At 39.3% G+C, this 18,502-nt stretch carries 26 protein-coding genes and 1 riboswitch; of the genes, 18 read left to right on the forward strand and 8 right to left on the reverse strand.

Annotated elements, in window-relative coordinates; translation table 11 throughout:
• Positions 1-48 precede the first annotated feature (48 nt).
• Both AC6CHJ_RS02850 and AC6CHJ_RS02855 read right to left on the reverse strand, forming a co-directional pair.
• On the reverse strand, positions 49-843 hold the full coding sequence (locus AC6CHJ_RS02850) for a lytic transglycosylase domain-containing protein (RefSeq protein WP_498287220.1): 795 nt from the start codon (positions 841-843) through the stop codon (positions 49-51).
• Between the two features lie 74 nt (positions 844-917).
• Positions 918-1,496: a CYTH domain-containing protein gene (locus AC6CHJ_RS02855; protein ID WP_147194555.1), complete on the reverse strand. Its 579-nt coding sequence runs from the start codon at positions 1,494-1,496 to the stop codon at positions 918-920.
• Between the two features lie 213 nt (positions 1,497-1,709).
• Between AC6CHJ_RS02855 and AC6CHJ_RS02860 the strand changes: the two genes are divergently transcribed.
• The 6 genes from AC6CHJ_RS02860 to AC6CHJ_RS02885 all read left to right on the forward strand — a co-directional run bounded on the left by AC6CHJ_RS02860 (position 1,710) and on the right by AC6CHJ_RS02885 (position 6,954).
• Positions 1,710-2,096 (forward strand): UPF0738 family protein, encoded by a 387-nt coding sequence (locus AC6CHJ_RS02860; RefSeq protein WP_147194553.1) that lies wholly within the window; start codon positions 1,710-1,712, stop codon positions 2,094-2,096.
• Positions 2,097-2,116: 20 nt separating this feature from the next.
• Positions 2,117-2,797: a GTP diphosphokinase gene (yjbM, locus tag AC6CHJ_RS02865; protein WP_066784810.1), complete on the forward strand. Its 681-nt coding sequence runs from the start codon at positions 2,117-2,119 to the stop codon at positions 2,795-2,797.
• Positions 2,794-3,600: an NAD kinase gene (locus AC6CHJ_RS02870; protein WP_066784812.1), complete on the forward strand. Its 807-nt coding sequence runs from the start codon at positions 2,794-2,796 to the stop codon at positions 3,598-3,600. The genes yjbM and AC6CHJ_RS02870 overlap by 4 nt, the downstream gene beginning before the upstream one ends.
• A complete protein-coding gene (locus tag AC6CHJ_RS02875) occupies positions 3,600-4,523 on the forward strand; it encodes an RluA family pseudouridine synthase (protein ID WP_392994912.1) in 924 nt (307 codons plus the stop codon). The genes AC6CHJ_RS02870 and AC6CHJ_RS02875 overlap by 1 nt, the downstream gene beginning before the upstream one ends.
• A 554-nt stretch (positions 4,524-5,077) precedes the next feature.
• Positions 5,078-6,454 (forward strand): magnesium transporter, encoded by a 1,377-nt coding sequence (mgtE, locus tag AC6CHJ_RS02880; RefSeq protein ID WP_249775541.1) that lies wholly within the window; start codon positions 5,078-5,080, stop codon positions 6,452-6,454.
• A gap of 50 nt (positions 6,455-6,504) precedes the next feature.
• On the forward strand, positions 6,505-6,954 hold the full coding sequence (locus AC6CHJ_RS02885) for a hypothetical protein (RefSeq protein ID WP_392994910.1): 450 nt from the start codon (positions 6,505-6,507) through the stop codon (positions 6,952-6,954).
• A gap of 168 nt (positions 6,955-7,122) precedes the next feature.
• On the opposite strand, the gene AC6CHJ_RS02890 is transcribed toward AC6CHJ_RS02885, so the two are convergent.
• The gene (locus AC6CHJ_RS02890) at positions 7,123-7,668 is read right to left on the reverse strand and encodes a CotY/CotZ family spore coat protein (RefSeq protein WP_392994908.1); all 546 of its coding nucleotides are present in this window, start codon (positions 7,666-7,668) and stop codon (positions 7,123-7,125) included.
• Positions 7,669-7,807: 139 nt separating this feature from the next.
• Positions 7,808-8,353 (reverse strand): CotY/CotZ family spore coat protein, encoded by a 546-nt coding sequence (locus AC6CHJ_RS02895; protein WP_392994906.1) that lies wholly within the window; start codon positions 8,351-8,353, stop codon positions 7,808-7,810.
• Positions 8,354-8,490: 137 nt separating this feature from the next.
• Between AC6CHJ_RS02895 and AC6CHJ_RS02900 the strand changes: the two genes are divergently transcribed.
• The 7 genes from AC6CHJ_RS02900 (at position 8,491) to AC6CHJ_RS02930 (ending at position 11,613) form a co-directional block, all read left to right on the forward strand.
• A complete protein-coding gene (locus AC6CHJ_RS02900; protein WP_392994904.1) occupies positions 8,491-8,904 on the forward strand; it encodes a YhcN/YlaJ family sporulation lipoprotein in 414 nt (137 codons plus the stop codon).
• Positions 8,904-9,359 (forward strand): stage V sporulation protein AC, encoded by a 456-nt coding sequence (gene spoVAC / locus AC6CHJ_RS02905; RefSeq protein ID WP_392994902.1) that lies wholly within the window; start codon positions 8,904-8,906, stop codon positions 9,357-9,359. The genes AC6CHJ_RS02900 and spoVAC overlap by 1 nt, the downstream gene beginning before the upstream one ends.
• Positions 9,359-10,363, forward strand: coding sequence for a stage V sporulation protein AD (locus AC6CHJ_RS02910; protein WP_392995667.1), 1,005 nt, complete (start codon positions 9,359-9,361; stop codon positions 10,361-10,363). The genes spoVAC and AC6CHJ_RS02910 overlap by 1 nt, the downstream gene beginning before the upstream one ends.
• A gap of 10 nt (positions 10,364-10,373) precedes the next feature.
• A complete protein-coding gene (gene spoVAE / locus AC6CHJ_RS02915; RefSeq protein WP_392994901.1) occupies positions 10,374-10,739 on the forward strand; it encodes a stage V sporulation protein AE in 366 nt (121 codons plus the stop codon).
• A gap of 65 nt (positions 10,740-10,804) precedes the next feature.
• Positions 10,805-10,972, forward strand: coding sequence for a YjcZ family sporulation protein (locus tag AC6CHJ_RS02920; protein WP_392994899.1), 168 nt, complete (start codon positions 10,805-10,807; stop codon positions 10,970-10,972).
• A 13-nt stretch (positions 10,973-10,985) separates the two neighbouring features.
• Complete coding sequence (locus tag AC6CHJ_RS02925; protein ID WP_066784841.1) at positions 10,986-11,231, forward strand: stage VI sporulation protein F; 246 nt, start codon at positions 10,986-10,988, stop codon at positions 11,229-11,231.
• Positions 11,232-11,310: 79 nt separating this feature from the next.
• Positions 11,311-11,613 (forward strand): hypothetical protein, encoded by a 303-nt coding sequence (locus AC6CHJ_RS02930; protein WP_392994897.1) that lies wholly within the window; start codon positions 11,311-11,313, stop codon positions 11,611-11,613.
• 103 nt (positions 11,614-11,716) lie between these two features.
• On the opposite strand, the gene AC6CHJ_RS02935 is transcribed toward AC6CHJ_RS02930, so the two are convergent.
• From AC6CHJ_RS02935 to AC6CHJ_RS02945, 3 genes are all read right to left on the reverse strand, one after another.
• Positions 11,717-12,145 carry a GNAT family N-acetyltransferase gene (locus AC6CHJ_RS02935; protein WP_147194521.1) on the reverse strand — a complete coding sequence of 143 codons (429 nt, stop codon included), beginning with the start codon at positions 12,143-12,145 and terminating at the stop codon, positions 11,717-11,719.
• A 3-nt stretch (positions 12,146-12,148) separates the two neighbouring features.
• A complete protein-coding gene (locus AC6CHJ_RS02940) occupies positions 12,149-12,664 on the reverse strand; it encodes a YjcG family protein (RefSeq protein WP_498287224.1) in 516 nt (171 codons plus the stop codon).
• Between the two features lie 84 nt (positions 12,665-12,748).
• Positions 12,749-13,474 carry an alpha/beta hydrolase gene (locus AC6CHJ_RS02945; protein WP_498287226.1) on the reverse strand — a complete coding sequence of 242 codons (726 nt, stop codon included), beginning with the start codon at positions 13,472-13,474 and terminating at the stop codon, positions 12,749-12,751.
• A 94-nt stretch (positions 13,475-13,568) separates the two neighbouring features.
• Here AC6CHJ_RS02945 and AC6CHJ_RS02950 point away from each other — a divergent pair, with 94 nt between their 5' ends.
• The 3 genes from AC6CHJ_RS02950 to AC6CHJ_RS02960 all read left to right on the forward strand — a co-directional run bounded on the left by AC6CHJ_RS02950 (position 13,569) and on the right by AC6CHJ_RS02960 (position 15,549).
• Positions 13,569-14,114, forward strand: coding sequence for a phosphatidylglycerophosphatase A family protein (locus tag AC6CHJ_RS02950; protein WP_498287228.1), 546 nt, complete (start codon positions 13,569-13,571; stop codon positions 14,112-14,114).
• Between the two features lie 74 nt (positions 14,115-14,188).
• Entirely contained in the window at positions 14,189-14,950 is a 762-nt protein-coding gene (locus AC6CHJ_RS02955) for a thermonuclease family protein (RefSeq protein ID WP_498287230.1), read from the forward strand.
• Positions 14,951-14,958: 8 nt separating this feature from the next.
• Positions 14,959-15,549 (forward strand): histidine phosphatase family protein, encoded by a 591-nt coding sequence (locus tag AC6CHJ_RS02960; protein WP_498287232.1) that lies wholly within the window; start codon positions 14,959-14,961, stop codon positions 15,547-15,549.
• Between the two features lie 122 nt (positions 15,550-15,671).
• Here AC6CHJ_RS02960 and AC6CHJ_RS02965 read toward each other — a convergent pair whose 3' ends face one another.
• On the reverse strand, positions 15,672-15,971 hold the full coding sequence (locus tag AC6CHJ_RS02965) for a DUF3784 domain-containing protein (RefSeq protein WP_498287234.1): 300 nt from the start codon (positions 15,969-15,971) through the stop codon (positions 15,672-15,674).
• Positions 15,972-16,627: 656 nt separating this feature from the next.
• A riboswitch (purine riboswitch) is annotated at positions 16,628-16,729 on the forward strand.
• Positions 16,730-16,878: 149 nt separating this feature from the next.
• Between AC6CHJ_RS02965 and purE the strand changes: the two genes are divergently transcribed.
• Together purE and purK are read left to right on the forward strand one after the other, a co-directional pair.
• Positions 16,879-17,364 (forward strand): 5-(carboxyamino)imidazole ribonucleotide mutase, encoded by a 486-nt coding sequence (gene purE, locus AC6CHJ_RS02970; protein ID WP_147194502.1) that lies wholly within the window; start codon positions 16,879-16,881, stop codon positions 17,362-17,364.
• Complete coding sequence (purK, locus tag AC6CHJ_RS02975; RefSeq protein ID WP_498287236.1) at positions 17,348-18,496, forward strand: 5-(carboxyamino)imidazole ribonucleotide synthase; 1,149 nt, start codon at positions 17,348-17,350, stop codon at positions 18,494-18,496. The genes purE and purK overlap by 17 nt, the downstream gene beginning before the upstream one ends.
• The last annotated feature ends 6 nt before the right edge of the window (positions 18,497-18,502 follow it).

An 18,502-nucleotide genomic window follows, 5' to 3' on the forward strand; every position in this document is an offset into this window, starting at 1 on the left:
ACGTAAAAAGATGACAGTTAGCTAAGATTGGCCAGTAATATAAGAGACTTAAGCATTAAATGTATTCATAATAGATTGCACATAGTTCATCGTTTCTTTATAAGGAGGAACGCCGCCATATTTTGCAACTGCTCCAGGTCCTGCATTGTATCCAGCGAGCATTAAATCGTAATTGCCCCCAAATTTATCAAATAATTGTTTTAAATATTTAGTACCGCCCATGATATTTTGTTCGGCATCATACACATTGGAAACACCCAAGAATTTAGCGGTACTCGGCATTAATTGCATTAAACCTCCTGCACCAGCGGAGCTAGTAGCACTTGGATTAAAGCCAGATTCTTGTTTAATTACCGATTTTATCATTTTTTCCGGAATCCCATACATATTGGAAGCCTTCGTGATTAACTCATCAAAACCCGTTTGTGGCCCAGACCCTGTCGCGGCACTCATGGGCTGCTGTTTTGTATTTAACACAGACGCGGAACCATTTGTAAAGTTCATCGTAGCTGGACTGTAAACGGGAGATGTCCCGTTGTAATAAAGCGAGTTGGCACTGTTGGATAAGGAGCCTAAGCTGCCCAACAGTTGGGTCGGATTGAAGGCGTTGGCTAAATTACTATTCTGCATACCGCTAGAAGATAATAATTGCAATAATTGTGTTCCTGTATTCGACAAAGCATTAGACATACCAAGCATTTGCGAAGTATCGGATGATTCTGTTGATAAGCCAGCAGATTGCCCCATCATGTTAGCAAAAGAATTTGTTGTGTTATTTCCATTTATATCTGCCGTACTCGTATTAAGTGATTGTATATATGGAAGAATAGATTGAATGTTCATGAATAGACCTCACTTTTTATCAAACAGAGATTGTAAAAAATATCCCTTACACATGATGTAATAAGAGAAAGATCTTACTTTTTCGCATTCATCAAGCGGGCAATTTTTTTCTCTGCAGGACGGATGGGAATCGAATGGCTAGCAAGAAATTCAAGGAATGTTGCTTTTCCTTTTTCCTCATTTGATACTTCATATTCTAGTTCATAGTCTTCCGTACGTCCATAATTTGAATGGTCTAAAACTAGAAGACCACCCTCGTACTTTATTTCGGCACGTTTGGTGATAAGTGTACCTATATTATTTAAGTCTTTTATATTAATTTTTAATGCTTCAAGCCGTTGGTTTACTTCTGAGGCAGCAAGTGGGCCTTCTCCTTTTAGAAAAGAGTCTGCTTCGCTTGCAGTTAGCCTGTCCGTTGTTTCCATGAGCCCTATACCGGTGAACGGTTCTTTTAATGTACATTCAAAGGAAGAGCCTTTTTTTCGTATACGGAGACCTGCACGCAGCTGTTTCAGTAAGAAGTCCCTTGTATCAAAGTAATAATTGGTTTGTTCACGAAAGTCATCTTGTTTTAGGTTGAAATAGTTGGCGAGTTTGATAAACTCATCTTTTGTCAGCATATTTTTGAATTCAATTTCTAATTCTTGGGGCATTCTTTTCACCCTTTCTTATCCTGAATTATAGCGGAATATAGGCTAAAATGACAACAAAGGTGTACAGATGTAAAAATGAAGAATATGGTTAGAAAAGAACGTCTTTATGATAAAATAATATGGAGTTCTACAACTAAGTAAAGAGCGAACAATTTGATCGTGAAATCCATAATACAAAACAAGAGAAACACTTCACAAAAGGGGAGAAGAATAGTGAGAAAAACATATACGATTGGCAGTAGTACTTTAGAAAATACACATATTAATTTTCTACTTGAAAACCAAGAGGAGAATATAATGGGAACGCCGTCCGGCAAGCTTATTACAGACTCGGATGCCATGACTTTTGTATATATGATGGACGAGGAAGAGGGATATAGCTATGTGGAATTCCCGCAAGCTATTTGGCCGAATTTAGCTGCTGCTATGCAGATAAATGCAGTACCTGTGTTAAAATGGGATGCGGGTAAAGTGGAATTAGTTCATCTATGGGATGAATTAAGATCGCTAATATATAATATTGAAGGCAACTCTAATTACGGCGAAGCTTTTACAACAGCGGTTGAGGAAGTGTTTGCACAACTTTTGAGTGAAGCCTAAATGTGTTAGGGGGACTTATCATGGGACAATGGGATCGCTTTTTGCAGCCATATAAGCAAGCCGTTGATGAATTGAAAATAAAATTAAAAGGAATACGTGCTCAATTTGAGAAATCAAATAGGACATCGCCGATTGAATTTGTCACAGGCAGAGTAAAACCGCTTGCAAGTATATATGATAAGACATTGGAAAAAGGTTTGGTCTTTGAACCTTCCGATACACTTGCACATGAATTGCAAGATATCGCAGGCGTGCGAATTATGTGCCAATTTGTCGATGATATACCAGTTGTGATTGACCTTTTGCGTCAAAGAAATGATTTACATATCATAGAAGAAAAAGATTATATTACGAATGTGAAAAAAAGTGGATATCGTTCTTATCATATGATAATTGAATATCCTGTCGGAACCATTCAGGGCGAAAAAAAGATATTGGCAGAAATCCAAATACGAACGCTCGCTATGAATTTCTGGGCTTCAATTGAACATTCGTTAAACTATAAATATAAAGGGTTATTTCCTGACGAGATAAAAAAGCGTCTTCAAAGCGCAGCCGAAGCGGCATTCATGCTTGATGAGGAGATGTCTGAGATTCGCGAGGAGATTCGAGAAGCGCAGGCATATTTCACAGAATATAAAGAAGCAAACAATCCAGAAGTGCGCCAAAGCCAAGGGAAAGGAGATGAAGGAAAACGATGAGATTCGCAGTTCAGTCACGGAATGATCCACAGTCTAATGAACTGATGGAACGAGCTATTAACTATTTAACACATTTCGGGTTGGAATTAGACGAAGAAAAGCCGGAAATAGTCTTATCTATCGGCGGTGACGGTACACTATTACAGGCTTTCCATAGATATACACATATGCTATCAGAAGTGGCTTTTGTAGGAATCCATACAGGTCATCTCGGTTTCTATGCAGATTGGAAGCCAGCTGAAATTGAAAAATTGGTCATTTCAATTGCTAAAAATGAGTTTGATGTGATTGAGTATCCATTATTAGAAATGACGATTAATTATCAAGACAATACGGATTGTTTTACCTATTTAGCGCTAAACGAATCTACTGTGAAGTCGCCAGAGGTCACGCTAGTAATGGATATAGAGTTAAACGGTAAGCTATTTGAACGTTTCCGCGGCGACGGTCTATGTGTCTCTACTCCTTCCGGCAGTACAGCTTATAACAAGGCACTGGGAGGAGCCATCATTCATCCGTCATTAGAGACAATTCAACTAACGGAAATGGCTTCTATTAATAATCGCGTATTCCGTACAGTTGGCTCTTCGCTCGTGTTACCTGCACATCACAACTGTGTATTAAAGCCTGTAAAGGTGGATGATTTTATGGTAACGATTGATCATATTCAGCTTTTGCATAAAAACGTGAAAACCATTCAATATCGTGTGGCAAAAGATAAAGTAAGATTTGCGCGTTTTAGAGCATTTCCTTTCTGGCAACGTGTACACGACTCCTTTATTGATAGCGATTTGAGGGACTAATGAAAGATTTACGATACCATTTAACGTTTCATGCATCTCTAAATGGACAATTACTTAGAGATGCACTAGCTCAATTTGGCATTTCGAAGAGAACATTAACAGCGATCAAATTTCGCGGTGGCGCACTGTTGGTCAATGGTGAAGAACAGAATGTGCGTCGTCCCTTAACAGAAGGCGACGAAATTAAGGTTATTTTTCCTAAAGAAGAGATTAGTGCTGGCTTAATACCTGAAAAAGGACGTTTAACTATCTGTTATGAAGATCAAGCGTTATTGATTGTCGAAAAGCCGGATGGTCAAAGTTCTATACCCTCACATGACCATCCGACAGGCAGTATTGCGAATAAGATTGCGGGGCATTTGCAAGAGCAGGATGTGGCATCCACTGTTCATATCGTCACAAGATTAGACCGCGATACATCAGGGTTGATGTGTATAGCAAAGCACCGCCATATACATCATTTGCTCAGCGAAGCACAAAAATCGCATACCATTTACCGAACATATGAAGCTCTTGTACATGGCCACGTGAAAGAAGACTTTCAGCAAATCATCGCACCGATTGGCAGAAAAGCAGGAAGCATTATTGAACGTGAAGTAACAGAGGATGGACAATACGCCCATACGGATGTCACTGTCTTAAACCGTTTTAATGTAAATGGAGAAGAAGTAAGCCATGTTCGTTTGACTTTGCATACAGGCAGAACACATCAGATTCGTGTACACCTATCTTCGCTTGGACATCCATTGCTGGGTGATGACTTATATGGAGGAAAGTGCACATTGATTAGACGGCAGGCGCTGCACTGTGTTTCGCTAAAGCTTCAACATCCTCTCTCCCAAGAGGAAATGATATGGTATAGCAATCTTCCGGAAGATATGGAGCATATTTTGCTCAGCCATTCAAATAGTGGTGTAAATTAACAAGAGGCTGGGCCATAATTTCAAAAATAAAAATGCATGAAGGACAATACGCCTTCATGCATTTTTTCTATATGACTGCCTTTAAATATCCCAAACCCCTATTCAGTTTTGGGAGTGGACCGGAGCGGAAAAAGGTCGACTCCTGCGGGATTTAGTGCAATTTTGAGACCCCGCAGGAGCGTAAGCGACGAGAAGGCTCAAGGTGCGCCCCGCGGAAAGCGATCTTTTGGAGCGCAGGGGAACGGACTACTTTAGTTATGTCCCAGGCTCTTTTTTATATGATATTTTTGGGGTATAGTGCAGTAGATATAGTGATCACTGCAGGTAGAGCTTGAGCTGAATACTTGCAAGAATGAATTGATTAAGTCTTCCACTGCAAAGTGTGTCTAGCCAGAACTATTATGAATAAATAAAAGGTTAAAACGTTCTTTTATGAAAACGGATTTATGAAATTGATTCGACAGAAACACTAAAAAAGAATTGACCCTTGTCGAAACTTCGAACTATTATAGTAAGGTATTAAAAAAGATCCAAATCGAGAGGAGGGGACATGCATGATGGATAACACAACAGAAAATGATGAAGTACAATTTGATGAAGAGCATTTATGCTCGTTAATTCACCAAGGCGATACACTTGCATTCAGAGAAGAGTATTTATCGCTTCATCCATATGATCAGGCACAGTTTTATGAGAAGGTGGAACCAGATATACGACAGGTGATCTATCAATACTTGTCCCCGAAAGAGTTGGCGGAAATCTTCGAAGCTCTAGAACTTGACGATAATGGATATACTCGGTTTCTTGAGGAAATGACGCCTATTTATGCGGCGCAAATGATTTCAGAAATGTACACGGATGATGCGGTCGATGTATTAAATGAATTAGACAAAGACCAAATTAGCCATTTTTTAAAATTAATGAGCAATGAAGATGCCCAGGAAATTCGGGAGCTTCTTCATTATGAGGAATATACTGCGGGTTCTATTATGACCACGGAATATGTGGCAATCCCCGAAAATTCCACTGTAAGGTCTGCTATGACGATACTGCGGAATGAGGCGCCGAATGCCGAAACCATCTATTATATCTTTGTGGTGGATGATGCAGAACATTTGGCAGGTGTCATTTCATTGCGTGATTTAATTATCGCGGATGAAGATACACTAATCCATGAAATTATGAACGATCGTGTCGTAAGCGTGAAGGTAGCGGATGACCAGGAAGATGTAGCTCAGATTATGAAGGACTATAACTTCCTAGCGGTGCCCGTTATTAATTCAAAAAATGAAATGCTCGGTATTATCACAGTTGATGATATTATTGATGTTATTGATGAAGAAGCATCTGAGGACTATTCCAAGCTAGCAGGTGTTTCAGATATGGATACATTTGACAAGAATCCTTTTTTGGCTGCCAAAAAAAGATTACCTTGGCTTGTCATACTGTTGTTCCTTGGTATGATTACGGCTAATTTAGTTGATCTATTTACTGATACGCTTGAAAAAGTAGCGTTGTTGGCTGCATTTATACCGTTAATTGGCGGGACTTCAGGGAATAGTGGTACACAGGCGCTTGCGGTTGCGGTCCGGGGTATTGCGACAGGGAATTCAGAAGAAGATAACAAATGGGCATTGATGCTTAGAGAGATGGTCACTGGCATCATCATGGGAGTTGTTTGCGGGATCATCGCGCTCGGCATTGTATACTTCTGGCAACATACATTCCTTCTAGGATTGTTGGTAGGTGTGGCCATCTGTTGCTCAATCGTCGTGGCAACGTTGGCTGGTGCAGTGATTCCGTTAGTGATGCACCGCATGAATATTGACCCTGCAGTTGCTTCAGGTCCTTTTATCACAACATTAAATGACATTACCAGTATTCTGATTTACTTAGGAATTGCTACAGCTTTCATTAATCATCTCATGTGAACCCATATGGCATATTAGGCATATGATAAAAATAAAAAGGATGTGTGATTGTGGGAAAAGACCCACTCCTTTTTATCAAAACGCCCCCTGCTTTTTTTAGGGAAACGGTGGTCCCTGTCGAAACTGGCGAGGTGCTAATCGAAAATATAGTAATTGAAGACCAAACAGAGCACCTAGAGCACTTAGAGAATGAACAAAACCCAAGCAAACATAATCTTCAAGCTGATGAATTAGTAAAAAGAAAAGAGAGACTTCATTTCCTGTCAAAGCCATTCCAGCAAAGGGCATATCAGCCACTTGTATTTGTACTGAATGATGGGCAGGAGATTACTGGAGTAGTAAAGAAGTTTGATAGTGAGACAGAAGACGTCTTTATTCAAACCTCTGAAAAATTGTTAACATATAAGGTTTGGGAATTTTCTGATTTGGTGTGGAGAGGAAGCTCTTTCTTTAAAACACAGGTCCAACATGTTGAACAAGACAAAATCGATTTTGAGTAATAGAATATTTTTTTAAAAATTAGCCTAGATATTTTTCTAGGCTTTTTTTATGCTGAAAAATAATTCACACTATGAGTTATTTTTCGGTATGAAAAAAGCGAGATTCACCATAGTAAAGGAGAATCCCGCTTTTTCGCGTCTATTCGTTTTCTGGTTTAGGTATTTTTGTTAATCAGGACAAACATTTAAGAAGACGTCCTGGATGCATTGCACGCCGCAGAAGCAATTTAAATCCACAGTAATACAGCTATCTGTAAGGGCAAAATCCGTTACATCGCAAAGTGCATTTAAATCAATCGAGCCGCAATCGCAATCTTTATGAATGTTTTTGTTTGGTTTTAATACACGCAACGTTGCACAACAGCCATCAAATACATCTTCTACACGGAAAAATACAGAAAAACATCCGTGATGATGAGGTGGACCATCATTTTGTGAAGCGTGGTGACGCGATTTGAAAAATGCTTTAAATGGTGTGCCATCTTTTGTTAATAACATAAATACACGTGTGTCCGCATTGGATCTAGCCGGACTTACCAAGCCACCGAGAGGTTCTAGGAAACAGTTGGAAGGGCATTGGCAATCATTCGTGATGTCCTGTGTTTGAATGTCTAAGATTGCTTGCACGACATCACACACACAATTAGCTGAAGTGATTGGCTTAACGCTTGAACTTGAACTTGAACTGCTTGAACTTTCTCTTCCACAACCCATTATTATCACATCCTTATTCAGATTCTCTATAACATATGCCTTATTAAAAAAAGAGACTGGGCTATAAGAACAAAGGGCCCTAATCTTAGATTAGGGCCCTTCGTAATATTACGACGCTGTTTCACCTTGAGCGAGCTTTTTAGCGGCAAACGTCTAGGAAGACATCTTGCACGCATTGTACACCGCAGAAGCAATTTAGATCTACGGTAATGCAACTATCTGTAAGTTCAAAGTCAGTTACTTCACAAATTTTGTTGAAGTCAATAGAGCCACATTCTTTAAGGATGTTACGGTTTGGTTTTAATACACGTAATGTTGCACAGCAGTCATCAAAAATGTCTTCTACACGGAAGAAAACAGAGAAGCAAGACTGATGATGATGATGATTATTCATACCGCCTTGTGCTCCATTCCCTGGAGAATTCCGATGATGACGAGAGTTTTTGAAGAAAGCTTTAAACGGCGTGCCATCTTTAGTCACTAGCATAAATACACGAGTATCAGCATTTGATCTTGATGGACTTACTAAACCGCCTAGAGGTTCTAGGAAACAGCTGGAAGGACAAGGACCGCACTCGTTATTTTCTCGTTGAACTTGGAGGTCCAAAATTGTTTGTAATACGTCACACACGCAACTTCCTGAAATAATTGGGCTCACACTTGTACTTTCTCTTCCACAACCCATTCAAATTTCACCTCCTTATTTCCAATTCTTTATACTATATGGCTAATCAACGAGATGGCACAGGCTATTATCATTATTGCATTTGAATAAATTGAATCTAAAATTCGCATACTATCAGTAAAAAGGATGGGGAAGATATGAAAAAAAGTCTGTTGATATTTATCACTCTTTTAACTTTGCTTGCTGGATGCGGAAAATCTAATAGTACAGCTATCTCAGTCAATGATGACCACAAATATCAGGAAGAACGGCAATCGGTAGAAAAAGTTTTAGGTCATGACAAACATGTCCAGAAGGTATCTATCTTATTTACAAAAAAAGAGGCAATTGTGGGTGTTGAGGTAAAGCCATTTTCAAAATGGAATAAAAAGAAATATGAAAAGAAGTGGAAAAAAGAAATTAAGCGTGCGCTTCCTAATCGCGATGTGCTAGTTAGTACAGATCAGAAAATAATAATGGAAACAGATCGATTAAATGAGAAGAAAATGAGTGAGAAGAAGGTAAAAGAAAAAATTAAAAATCTAAAAGAATTAGCGGAGGAACAAACTTAATGGATGCAAAACAATATGATACTTTACAACAATCCCTGTCGCCAAAACCTTCCATTATAAAAAACTGTTTAAAGGCTTTTCTCGTAGGGGGCATCATTTGCACAATTGGCCAGCTGATCACGTTTTTTTATATGACTTATTTTAACTTTACAGAAAGAACAGCAGGAAACCCGACAGTCGCAACCATAATTTTCTTATCAATGCTATTTACTGGATTTGGGCTTTATAAGAAACTTGCACAATTTGCAGGAGCTGGCAGCGCTGTACCTGTTACAGGTTTTGGTAATGCTGTTATTTCATCAGCAATTGAACATAAATCTGAAGGATATGTACTCGGTGTCGGTGGCAATATTTTTAAATTAGCTGGTTCTGTTATTGTATTCGGCGTTGTATCAGCCTTCGTTGTAGCACTAGTAAAACTTATATTAGTAACGGTGGGGGTGACGAATTGGTAATGGATCAAGGAGTAATTTATTTCCCATCAAAGCCTTCCATTATTGCTTCTGGAGTAGTAGGTGGGCCTCTAGAGAAAAAAAGTGTATTCGCTGCAGATTTTGATCTTCTTTTAGATGATGAAAGAGCAGAAGAAAAATCTAATGAAAAAGGTCATAAGCAGATGGCTCTTCAAGCATGTCAAATTGCGTTAGAAAAAGCGAATATTAAAGAACGTGATGTTGACTTCCTTATGAGTGGAGATTTAGTTAATCAAATGACCCCCTCCAACTTTCTGGCGTCTACGCTAGGTATTCCGTATTTTGGACTTTATTCTGCCTGTGCTACTTCCATATCTGGAGCTATTGTGGCAGCACTGCTAACAGAATTAGGGGCAAGTAAATATGCCTTGGCTGGTGCAGCAAGCCAGCATAACTCCATTGAAAGACAATTTCGATATCCAGTGGAATATGGCGGACAAAAACCTGGTACAGCTCAATGGACCGTAACAGCAGCAGGCTATGCATTAATTGCAAAAGGGCAGATGAATAGTCCTGTTATAGAGGCTGCAACTGTCGGAAAATCCATCGATTTGCAGCAAAATGATCCTTTCCATATGGGGGCAGCTATGGCACCTGCAGCTTGCGACACAATTACAAGGCATTTAAAAGGAAGAGGCCAATCATTAAGCGATTATGATTTAATCATTACGGGAGATTTGGCGAAGGTTGGTCTTCCAATATTACAGGAATGTTTAATTAAAGAAGGGATGGCTCAGCAAGATGTCATGAAAATCCGTGATGCCGGAGCAGAATTCTATGGAGATGATCAAAAATTTCTAGCCGGAGCAAGTGGTGCGGGGTGCTCTGCATCTGTCTTTTTCAGTACTATTCTAAAGGGATTGAATGAGAAGAAGTATGAAAGGGTCTTAGCAGTCGCAACAGGAGCATTGCTTTCACCGCTTACTGTTCAGCAAAATGAGTCTATTCCTTGCACGGCACACGCCATCGAAATTTCAATGAAATGAGGATATAAATATGATTGCAACATTGTTGATTGCTTTTATTGTAGGAGGCCTTATTTGTGTTGTAGGGCAACTGATTATGGATTTAGGAAAACTGACCCCAGCACATACTTTAAGTATTCTGGTTGTTCTTGGTTCAGTTTTAGACGGCTTTAATTTGTATGAACCGTTAATTGACTTTGCTGGAGCTGGTGCAACTATTCCGATCACCTCCTTTGGTAACTCCTTGACCCACGGTGCTCTAGCGGAAGCAGAAAAGCACGGATGGATTGGCGTTCTGACAGGAATGTTCGAAGTGACAAGTTCGGGTATCAGTGCAGCAATTGTTTTTGGTATGATTGGTGCGCTTATTTTCCACTCAAAAGGTCAGCATCCATAGACATACGCCCGGTCTCTCTTTTCCAAATGGCATAGGATATAGAGAAAAGAGAGGAGGGGATGTATATGTCATGGGGATACGGATGCGGAGGCGGTTACGGATACGGAGGCGGCTTCGGCGGAGGCTGCTATGGTTATGAAGGTGGTGGATCTTCTTACGGTGGATCTACTTTCATTTTAATCGTTGTTTTATTCATCTTGTTGATTATTGTTGGCGCAAGTTTCATTTGCTAGAGGAGGATATTGAATGAATTCACCTTTCTTTCGTAAGATTGAACAAAAGACTGGGGTTCCGATGGAAGAAGTCTTCGCACTAGCAAATGCCATTCAAAGCGCCGACTTTCAAGATGAACGTCAAGTACGTAAAATCGTAAAAAAAGTAGCGAAGCTTGCAAATAAGCCTGTTTCAAAAGATCTAGAAGAGCAAATTGTCAATTCTATTATGAAGAATGGCAAGAATTTGGACATAAGTAAAATCCAAGATATGCTTTAATATAAGATTCCCTCGGCATGATGTTTATCTTTTGAACATATAGGGTATAAAGGATAAAAAACTGTCGGGGGTGCTTATAATGAGTTATATTTTACCAATAAATGACTATCAAGCTGCTCAATATATCAATCGCTCTGCACAAACTAGAGAATCCTATTCATACATTGAACGTGTTGAGAAAGTCAAAAATTCATCAAAGTTTCAGCAGGAGTTAGAGCAAAAAAGACAAACGATGAAGCAATCTTTCTATGTAGAGAAAAAAAGATCTACACCTGTACACCAACCAATCATACACAGGCCTAAACGCCATACAGCTGATTCTTACGATCACGAAATTGTGAATAAAACGGATAAGGGATTGATTTGCAACTTATATGTCTAATATGCTCATTTCATCAATGGATCAACCTAAACCCTTTCATACTTCTTCCAAATAAAAAGCTACGATGTACTTGAGATTCAAAGACATCGTAGCTTTTTTGCTGTTATATTATTTTTTCCATAGCGCGGTAAGGTATTCCGGCATCGAGAAATTCTGGAGAAGTGATGATATAATTCTGTTTCTCGTAAAAAGGAATAGCATGCGTTTGGGCATTCAACTTTACTTTACGAATCTCTGAGCCATGAATAAAATCTTCTAGGCAATTCATCATGAGAATACCAATCTGCTTTCGCCGGAAATCTGGTAAAACGCATACGCGTTCTACAACAGCTACTAGTTCATCTGTAAATCTTACACGCCCAGCGGCAATCGGTCGATTATCAAAGTATGCGACAAAGTGTGTAGCACTCTCATCATATTCATCTATTTCTAAAGGTTGAGGAATTCCTTGTTCTTTCACAAACACTTCTCTTCGAACAAAAAAAGCATCCTGCAATTCTTTTTCTGTTTCAACAATCTTAGCGAAAACCAATAATTACTCTTCTCCTCTAAGTCGGTAAGTTTCAAACACTGTCCAAGAACCATCCTCTAACTGATAAAGCAAATGAATACGATTAATTGTTTCGTTGAAATCAACCTTTGTCATGCGCAATTGGCCAAAGACATCATCATGTTCCCCGTCGCTCATATCTTGGGCAATCGTAATATGAGGTACAAATTTATATTTTGCTTCGCCGCCTGCAACATCATTTTCTAATGCCTCGTATAAGCGCATAAGTTGTTCTGTCGGCTCCACTTTTAAATAAATGGCATTATTTACAGGTGCAAAAGAGCTAATCTTTGAAATAGAAATAGTTAGCGGATTAAATTGTTCGCACACCTTCTTAATAGATGCTGAGATTTCCTCAATTTCAGAAGATTGGATTTCTGTTTCTCCTTTTAATGTAATATGCGGAGTAATTTTTGCGTAATGGGTATCATATCTTTTACGATAAGAGTTAGCAAAATCTTGGATTTCTTTTGATGGGAATGCAACAATTCCATATTTCATATTATGAAAACCTCCTTAATAGAAAAATAATTAACTTAATTTTCAGTATAGCAGAAATTACTGTAAAGGTTATTACCTAACTATTTATTTTTGACCGAAATTTTGTCGGATAGCTCTTTTTAAGTCAGCTTGCCAAAATTTCCACGTATGTTTGCCCTCAAATTCATCGTAAAACGTTTCAACATCTAGTTCCTTAAGCAGTTGGTGAAGTTTTCGGTTTGGTGTCAAAAAGTCTTTTACTTTTTTATCCATCGTCACGACTTCCGTTTCTAAAGAACCGATAACGTGATATACCGAAAAAGCATGAGGATCTTTCATTTCTTGGACTTTCTGGAGCACCTCTTCATTCACTTGCGGCGATTGAAGCAGTACCTTTCCAAAAGTATTAGGATAGGCGACAGCGGCAAGCAAAGATACTGTGGCTGCTTGAGAATCACCAATGAGTGCCCGGGCCATGCCCATATGATAAGTGGAATAATTTTTGTCTAAATAGGGCACAAGCTCATGTGCTAAGAAACGCAAATAAGCGGTATGTAAGTCGCCATTTGGCAAGTACTTGCGTCTACGATCTTCCACATTTTTATATGGAACGCCCACAATAATTAAATTTTCAATCTCTTCATTTGCCAAATATTCATCGGCAATTCTAGAAATGCGTCCTAACTGAAAATAGTCGCGCCCGTCAGAAGCGATTAAAATAGTATATTTGTAAAGCGGTGAATAATTTTCTGGTAGATAAATCAACAAATGTAATTCTTCTTGTAGTGCTTCGCTAAAAAATGCTATATCGTTAATAGTTCCTTGTCCCATACCAAACACACCCTTCAACATTCTGTAGGGAAATTGTAACATATGAATTTGCAAAGGTATAATAAGAAATATAGGGAGAAATGAGGTCATTATTATGTATAATGAAAAAGTGAATATATCCTCCGAAAACGTCCGAAATGCAGCAAAAGAAGCAATTTTGCGACGTGGCGTATTGATTAGCGATATCGCCGAAATTGTATTTGAAATGCAATATCCCTATAGCAACGGCTTGACACTGGCACATTGCATTCAATCAGTCGAACGGGTTCTCAATAAGAGAGAGGTACAGCATGCTATTCTCGTCGGAGTTGAATTAGATGAACTAGCAGAAAAGGGAATGCTATCCCAGCCGTTGCAGCAATTAATAGAATCAGATGAAAGCCTGTTTGGCATTGATGAAACACTTGCGATAGGCTCTGTTCTCACATACGGAAGTATAGCAATGACAACGTATGGACATTTAGATAAGCAAAAAATCGGCATCATCAAGAAATTGGATACTAGAGACGGAACAGGCGTCCACACATTTTTAGATGATTTGATTGCAAGCATTGCTGCATCTGCTTCTTCTCGACTAGCACATCGTATTCGCGACGTCGAAGAAACAGGTGAATCCATTGCAGGAAGAGACAGAGTATAGCGTCTTTGGGCAGCGTCATACTTGGCGCTGTTTCGTCGCGTTATGCAAATTTATAAAGAAAATATGGTGATAGTATGAAATGGTGGATCATCCTACTATGCAGCTTGGTACTTGTAGTACTTGCCGGCTGTACATTGGACAATTCTTCTAGCAATGAACAAGAAACTGAAACATCAGAAAAGGTACCTGTAAAGGTAATAAGCGTGATGGATGGCGATACAATTAAGGTAAAATATAATGGTGAACTAAAAAAAGTTCGCTACTTATTGATTGATACACCCGAGATGTATCATAAACAACTTGGTGAGCAGCCATACGGGCGCGAGGCACAGTCTAAAAATAGAGAGATATTGAATCATGCTAAAAACGTTTCCTTAGAGTTTGATGTTGGCGATAAGGAGGACAAGTATGGCCGCCTGCTAGCTTATGTCTATGCAGATGGAAAAAGTGTGCAAGAACAATTAGTGGCTGAGGGACTAGCGCGTGTTGGCTATATCTATCAGCCGAATACAAAGTATGTAAATGAATTTAAAGATATTCAAGAACAAGCTAAGAAAAAGAAGATAGGGATATGGAGATATGACGGATATGTGACGGATCGAGGATTTGTCAAATCTGTTGTTGAAAAGCAACAACATACGAAAAATTCAAACGGGACTTTCCGACAAAAAGATAACGGAAAAAGTGCTTGTACGATTAAAGGCAATATCAACAGCAAAGGAAATAAACTATACCACATGCCAGGAATGGCTCAGTACAATAATGTAAAACCGGAAAAAACATTTTGTACAGAAGAGGAAGCCAAAAAGGCAGGTTTTACAAAAGCGGCAAGGTAGGTGTATCAATGACAAAAATCTATATGCTTCGCCATGGAGAAACAGATTGGAATTTAGCGGGGAAAATTCAAGGTGGGACAGATACTGTACTGAATGAAAATGGGAAGCGGCAGGCGATTGCTTGTAGGAATTACTTTCAAGATAAAAATTGCCAAGCTATTTTTAGTAGCACACTTCAAAGAGCACGGCAAACTGCTACTATAATGAATGAAACGCTGCACCTGCCATTAATTTTGATAGACGAGTTTAAAGAACGAAACTTTGGCAAGGCAGAAGGACTAACACTAGAAGAACGTTTGAAATTATATCCAAGCAAGCAATATCCGAACCAAGAATCTATGGAAAGTCTCTGCCAAAGGTTAGCAAAGGGTTTGCAAAAGATTCAGCAAAGCTATCCCCACGATGAGGTTATCTTAGTCACACATGGAGCAGTCATCCATACAATCTTTGATATGGTCGATAAGATAGCAGTTTTTCCGGAAGTCCCTCGCTTATCAAACGGTGGAGTTAGCACAATATCATATGAAAAAGAGAAATGGTTATTAGAAACATATAATGATACAAGCTATATGACGGATTTAAAACAAGAGGGCAAGTAGAAACAGTATGTTGTTATTACAACTTTAAATGCTTAAAAAGGATAGATAGAGACGATTGAAACAGCTCTATCTATCCTTTTTTATGTGATTCTATTAGAAGAATGAAAAATAGACGATTTAAACTATGGTTTACTCTTCATCATAATAACTACTATTATTCCAGCTATTCCTATAATAGCGAGTAAACAATAGACTAGAGTGTTTCCAAACCAGTATAGAAAATAAGGCAAAACTATCAAAACTATACCTAATAAGATAAGAACAATGCCCGTGCCCTTTGCTAACTTTTCTTTATCCCCTTCAAAAGTTGTTTCATTATAACTCGCAATTAGAAAAAGCATCTTTTTATACCAAATTAAATAACCTAATAAGATTAAAATGAATCCCACAATTAAAGTTAAAATAAACCCGTTAAGATTCATATCCGCTCTTCCGTCCTTTACAATTTAATATGTATTAGAATACGTAAAAAACCTAAAAGTGTAAAATGTTGATTTCATCATACTATGCAACAAAAAACTTGAACAATCTTTATCCTATAGCGTAGCGGAAGACGGCGTCTCCTGCGGGAAAAGCTTGAGCTGAAAGCCCCGCAGGAACAAAGTGACGAGGAGATTGAAGCCAAGCCCGCGGAAAGCGCCGTCTGGAGCGCAGCGATATAAGCAGACATTATGGGGAAAAATTAAACCTCGTTTTTACGGTCGGCTAGCTATAGATAGCATCTTCTACTTGAAAAGCTTGAGCTGAAAGCCCCACAGGAACAAAGTGACGAGGAGATTGAAGCCAAGCCCGCGGAAAGCGCCGTCTGGAGCGAAGCGAAATAAGTAGACATTATGAGCAAAAATTAAACCTTGTTTTTACATTCGGCTAGCTATAGATAGCATCTTCTACTTGAAAAGCTTGAGCTGAAAGCCCCGCAAGAACGAAGTGATGAGGAGATTGAAGCCAAGCCCGCGGAAAGCGCCGTCTGGAGCGGTGCGGTTTATAATTAGTTATTTAAAAAGCGAACATTATATAAATAAAATTATATAATGTTCGATTATTGGTTTGACAGCTGGATAATCCTGTAGTATTATCAGGGTGTAATAAGAAATTCTCTCATATATCCCCGGGAATATGGCCCGAAAGTTTCTACCCAATAACCGTAAATTATTGGACTATGAGAGAAAGTAGAACCGTTTGCTGGATAGAATGGGACCAGTGTACCCATTTTCACTTTCCGGACAGACTACTTTCTCTTTGAAAGTAATCTGTCCGGTTTTTTATTTCAAAAGAATGCAGAGTAGAGTGATGTCTTACTTAATCTTTATGTTAGATGGAGGGAAAGAGATGCCACAAGTTGGGGTAATTATGGGAAGCACATCTGATTGGGAAACAATGAAGCATACATGTGCCATTTTAGAGGAACTGAAAATCGACTTTGAAAAACGAGTAGTATCAGCTCACCGAACGCCAGAATTATTATTCCAATATGCCGAAGGGGCAAAGGAACACGGCATAAAAGTAATAATCGCTGGTGCAGGAGGAGCGGCCCACTTACCAGGTATGACAGCTGCTAAGACAACGGTTCCCGTTATTGGCGTTCCAGTACAAACAAAGGCGCTCAATGGGTTAGATTCTCTTTTATCGATTGTGCAAATGCCTGGCGGTGTGCCAGTCGCAACAGTAGCAATCGGGAAAGCAGGTGCAACAAACGCTGGTCTGCTGGCTGCTCAAATTTTGGCGACATCAGATGAAATGTTAGCGGAAAAGTTAGAAAGAATGCGCAATGAGACAAGGGAGAAGGTGCTAAACAGCAGTGAACAACTTACATAGCCTTGTGATTGTACCGGGGCAAACGATTGGCATTATCGGCGGAGGACAGCTTGGCAGAATGATGGCCATTGCTGCGAAAGCAATGGGGTTTCGTGTTGCGGTATTAGATCCCACTCCAAATGGGCCATGTGCACAGGTAGCAGATGTTGAGATTATTGGTGCTTATGATGATACAGAAAAATTACAAGAACTTGCAGGTGTAAGTGATGTCATTACATTTGAATTCGAAAATATTAGCTCTCCAGCATTGAATTGGCTTAGTGATTATGCGTATTTGCCTCAAGGCTCTGCATTATTAAGAATCAGCCAAAACCGTATTGCTGAAAAAACGGCTCTAAAGTCCAGCGGTGTTGAGGTCGCTCCATATTGTGTCATTCAAACCTTGGAGGAACTTGCAATCGGGGTAGAAAAAATAGGATTTCCGTGCGTATTAAAAACAGCTCGCGGCGGTTATGACGGTAAAGGGCAGCTTGTAATAAAGAGCCGTATAGATTTATCTCGCGCAAGCGATCTTATACAAAGCGGTGTCTGTGTATTAGAAGCTTGGGTGCCCTACGTGAAAGAAATATCTGTCATTTTGACTAGAAAAGCAGACGGTGAATGCACGTGCTTCCCAATTGCTGAAAATATTCATCAAGACAATATTTTAGCGCAGACCATTGTACCTGCCCGCATCAGTGAAAAAGCAGCCGAAGAGGCTACCAAACAGGCAATGATGCTCGCAGAAAAGCTAGAAGTTGTCGGCACGCTTGCGGTCGAGATGTTTTTGACAGAAGAAGATAAAGTGATTATGAATGAACTCGCACCACGGCCGCACAACTCAGGACACTTCACACTGGATGCCTGCGAAACCTCACAATTTGAACAGCATATTCGGGCAATCTGTAATTGGCCACTAGGAAGTACCGAATTGCTAAAACCCGTTGTCATGATGAATTTGCTGGGACAGCATATGGAGAACGCGATTACAACGATATCACATAGTCATGGGTGGAAGTATCACATTTATGCAAAAAAAGAAGCGGCGTTTAATCGGAAAATGGGCCATATTAATATTCTTCACCGGAATACAGAAGAAGCTCTTGTGCAAATTGAAAAAAGCGGATTATGGAAAACACCCTTAAACACATAAATCATG

It is taken from the genome of Rummeliibacillus sp. GQ308 (assembly GCF_059759115.1).

What these genes read in the sequence shown, in the direction of transcription:
- AC6CHJ_RS02870 (WP_066784812.1), top strand. Translation starts at nt 2,794, where the DNA reads ATGAGATTCGCAGTTCAGTCACGGAATGATCCACAGTCTAATGAACTG.
- AC6CHJ_RS02965 (WP_498287234.1), bottom strand. Translation starts at nt 15,971, where the DNA reads ATGAATCTTAACGGGTTTATTTTAACTTTAATTGTGGGATTCATTTTA.
- spoVAC (WP_392994902.1), top strand. Translation starts at nt 8,904, where the DNA reads ATGGATGCAAAACAATATGATACTTTACAACAATCCCTGTCGCCAAAA.
- AC6CHJ_RS02925 (WP_066784841.1), top strand. Translation starts at nt 10,986, where the DNA reads ATGAATTCACCTTTCTTTCGTAAGATTGAACAAAAGACTGGGGTTCCG.
- AC6CHJ_RS02895 (WP_392994906.1), bottom strand. Translation starts at nt 8,353, where the DNA reads ATGGGTTGTGGAAGAGAAAGTACAAGTGTGAGCCCAATTATTTCAGGA.
- AC6CHJ_RS02940 (WP_498287224.1), bottom strand. Translation starts at nt 12,664, where the DNA reads ATGAAATATGGAATTGTTGCATTCCCATCAAAAGAAATCCAAGATTTT.
- yjbM (WP_066784810.1), top strand. Translation starts at nt 2,117, where the DNA reads ATGGGACAATGGGATCGCTTTTTGCAGCCATATAAGCAAGCCGTTGAT.
- AC6CHJ_RS02890 (WP_392994908.1), bottom strand. Translation starts at nt 7,668, where the DNA reads ATGGGTTGTGGAAGAGAAAGTTCAAGCAGTTCAAGTTCAAGTTCAAGC.
- AC6CHJ_RS02960 (WP_498287232.1), top strand. Translation starts at nt 14,959, where the DNA reads ATGACAAAAATCTATATGCTTCGCCATGGAGAAACAGATTGGAATTTA.
- AC6CHJ_RS02875 (WP_392994912.1), top strand. Translation starts at nt 3,600, where the DNA reads ATGAAAGATTTACGATACCATTTAACGTTTCATGCATCTCTAAATGGA.
- AC6CHJ_RS02855 (WP_147194555.1), bottom strand. Translation starts at nt 1,496, where the DNA reads ATGCCCCAAGAATTAGAAATTGAATTCAAAAATATGCTGACAAAAGAT.
- spoVAE (WP_392994901.1), top strand. Translation starts at nt 10,374, where the DNA reads ATGATTGCAACATTGTTGATTGCTTTTATTGTAGGAGGCCTTATTTGT.
- AC6CHJ_RS02930 (WP_392994897.1), top strand. Translation starts at nt 11,311, where the DNA reads ATGAGTTATATTTTACCAATAAATGACTATCAAGCTGCTCAATATATC.
- AC6CHJ_RS02850 (WP_498287220.1), bottom strand. Translation starts at nt 843, where the DNA reads ATGAACATTCAATCTATTCTTCCATATATACAATCACTTAATACGAGT.
- mgtE (WP_249775541.1), top strand. Translation starts at nt 5,078, where the DNA reads ATGATGGATAACACAACAGAAAATGATGAAGTACAATTTGATGAAGAG.
- AC6CHJ_RS02920 (WP_392994899.1), top strand. Translation starts at nt 10,805, where the DNA reads ATGTCATGGGGATACGGATGCGGAGGCGGTTACGGATACGGAGGCGGC.
- AC6CHJ_RS02950 (WP_498287228.1), top strand. Translation starts at nt 13,569, where the DNA reads ATGTATAATGAAAAAGTGAATATATCCTCCGAAAACGTCCGAAATGCA.
- AC6CHJ_RS02955 (WP_498287230.1), top strand. Translation starts at nt 14,189, where the DNA reads ATGAAATGGTGGATCATCCTACTATGCAGCTTGGTACTTGTAGTACTT.
- AC6CHJ_RS02900 (WP_392994904.1), top strand. Translation starts at nt 8,491, where the DNA reads ATGAAAAAAAGTCTGTTGATATTTATCACTCTTTTAACTTTGCTTGCT.
- AC6CHJ_RS02945 (WP_498287226.1), bottom strand. Translation starts at nt 13,474, where the DNA reads ATGGGACAAGGAACTATTAACGATATAGCATTTTTTAGCGAAGCACTA.
- AC6CHJ_RS02910 (WP_392995667.1), top strand. Translation starts at nt 9,359, where the DNA reads ATGGATCAAGGAGTAATTTATTTCCCATCAAAGCCTTCCATTATTGCT.
- purE (WP_147194502.1), top strand. Translation starts at nt 16,879, where the DNA reads ATGCCACAAGTTGGGGTAATTATGGGAAGCACATCTGATTGGGAAACA.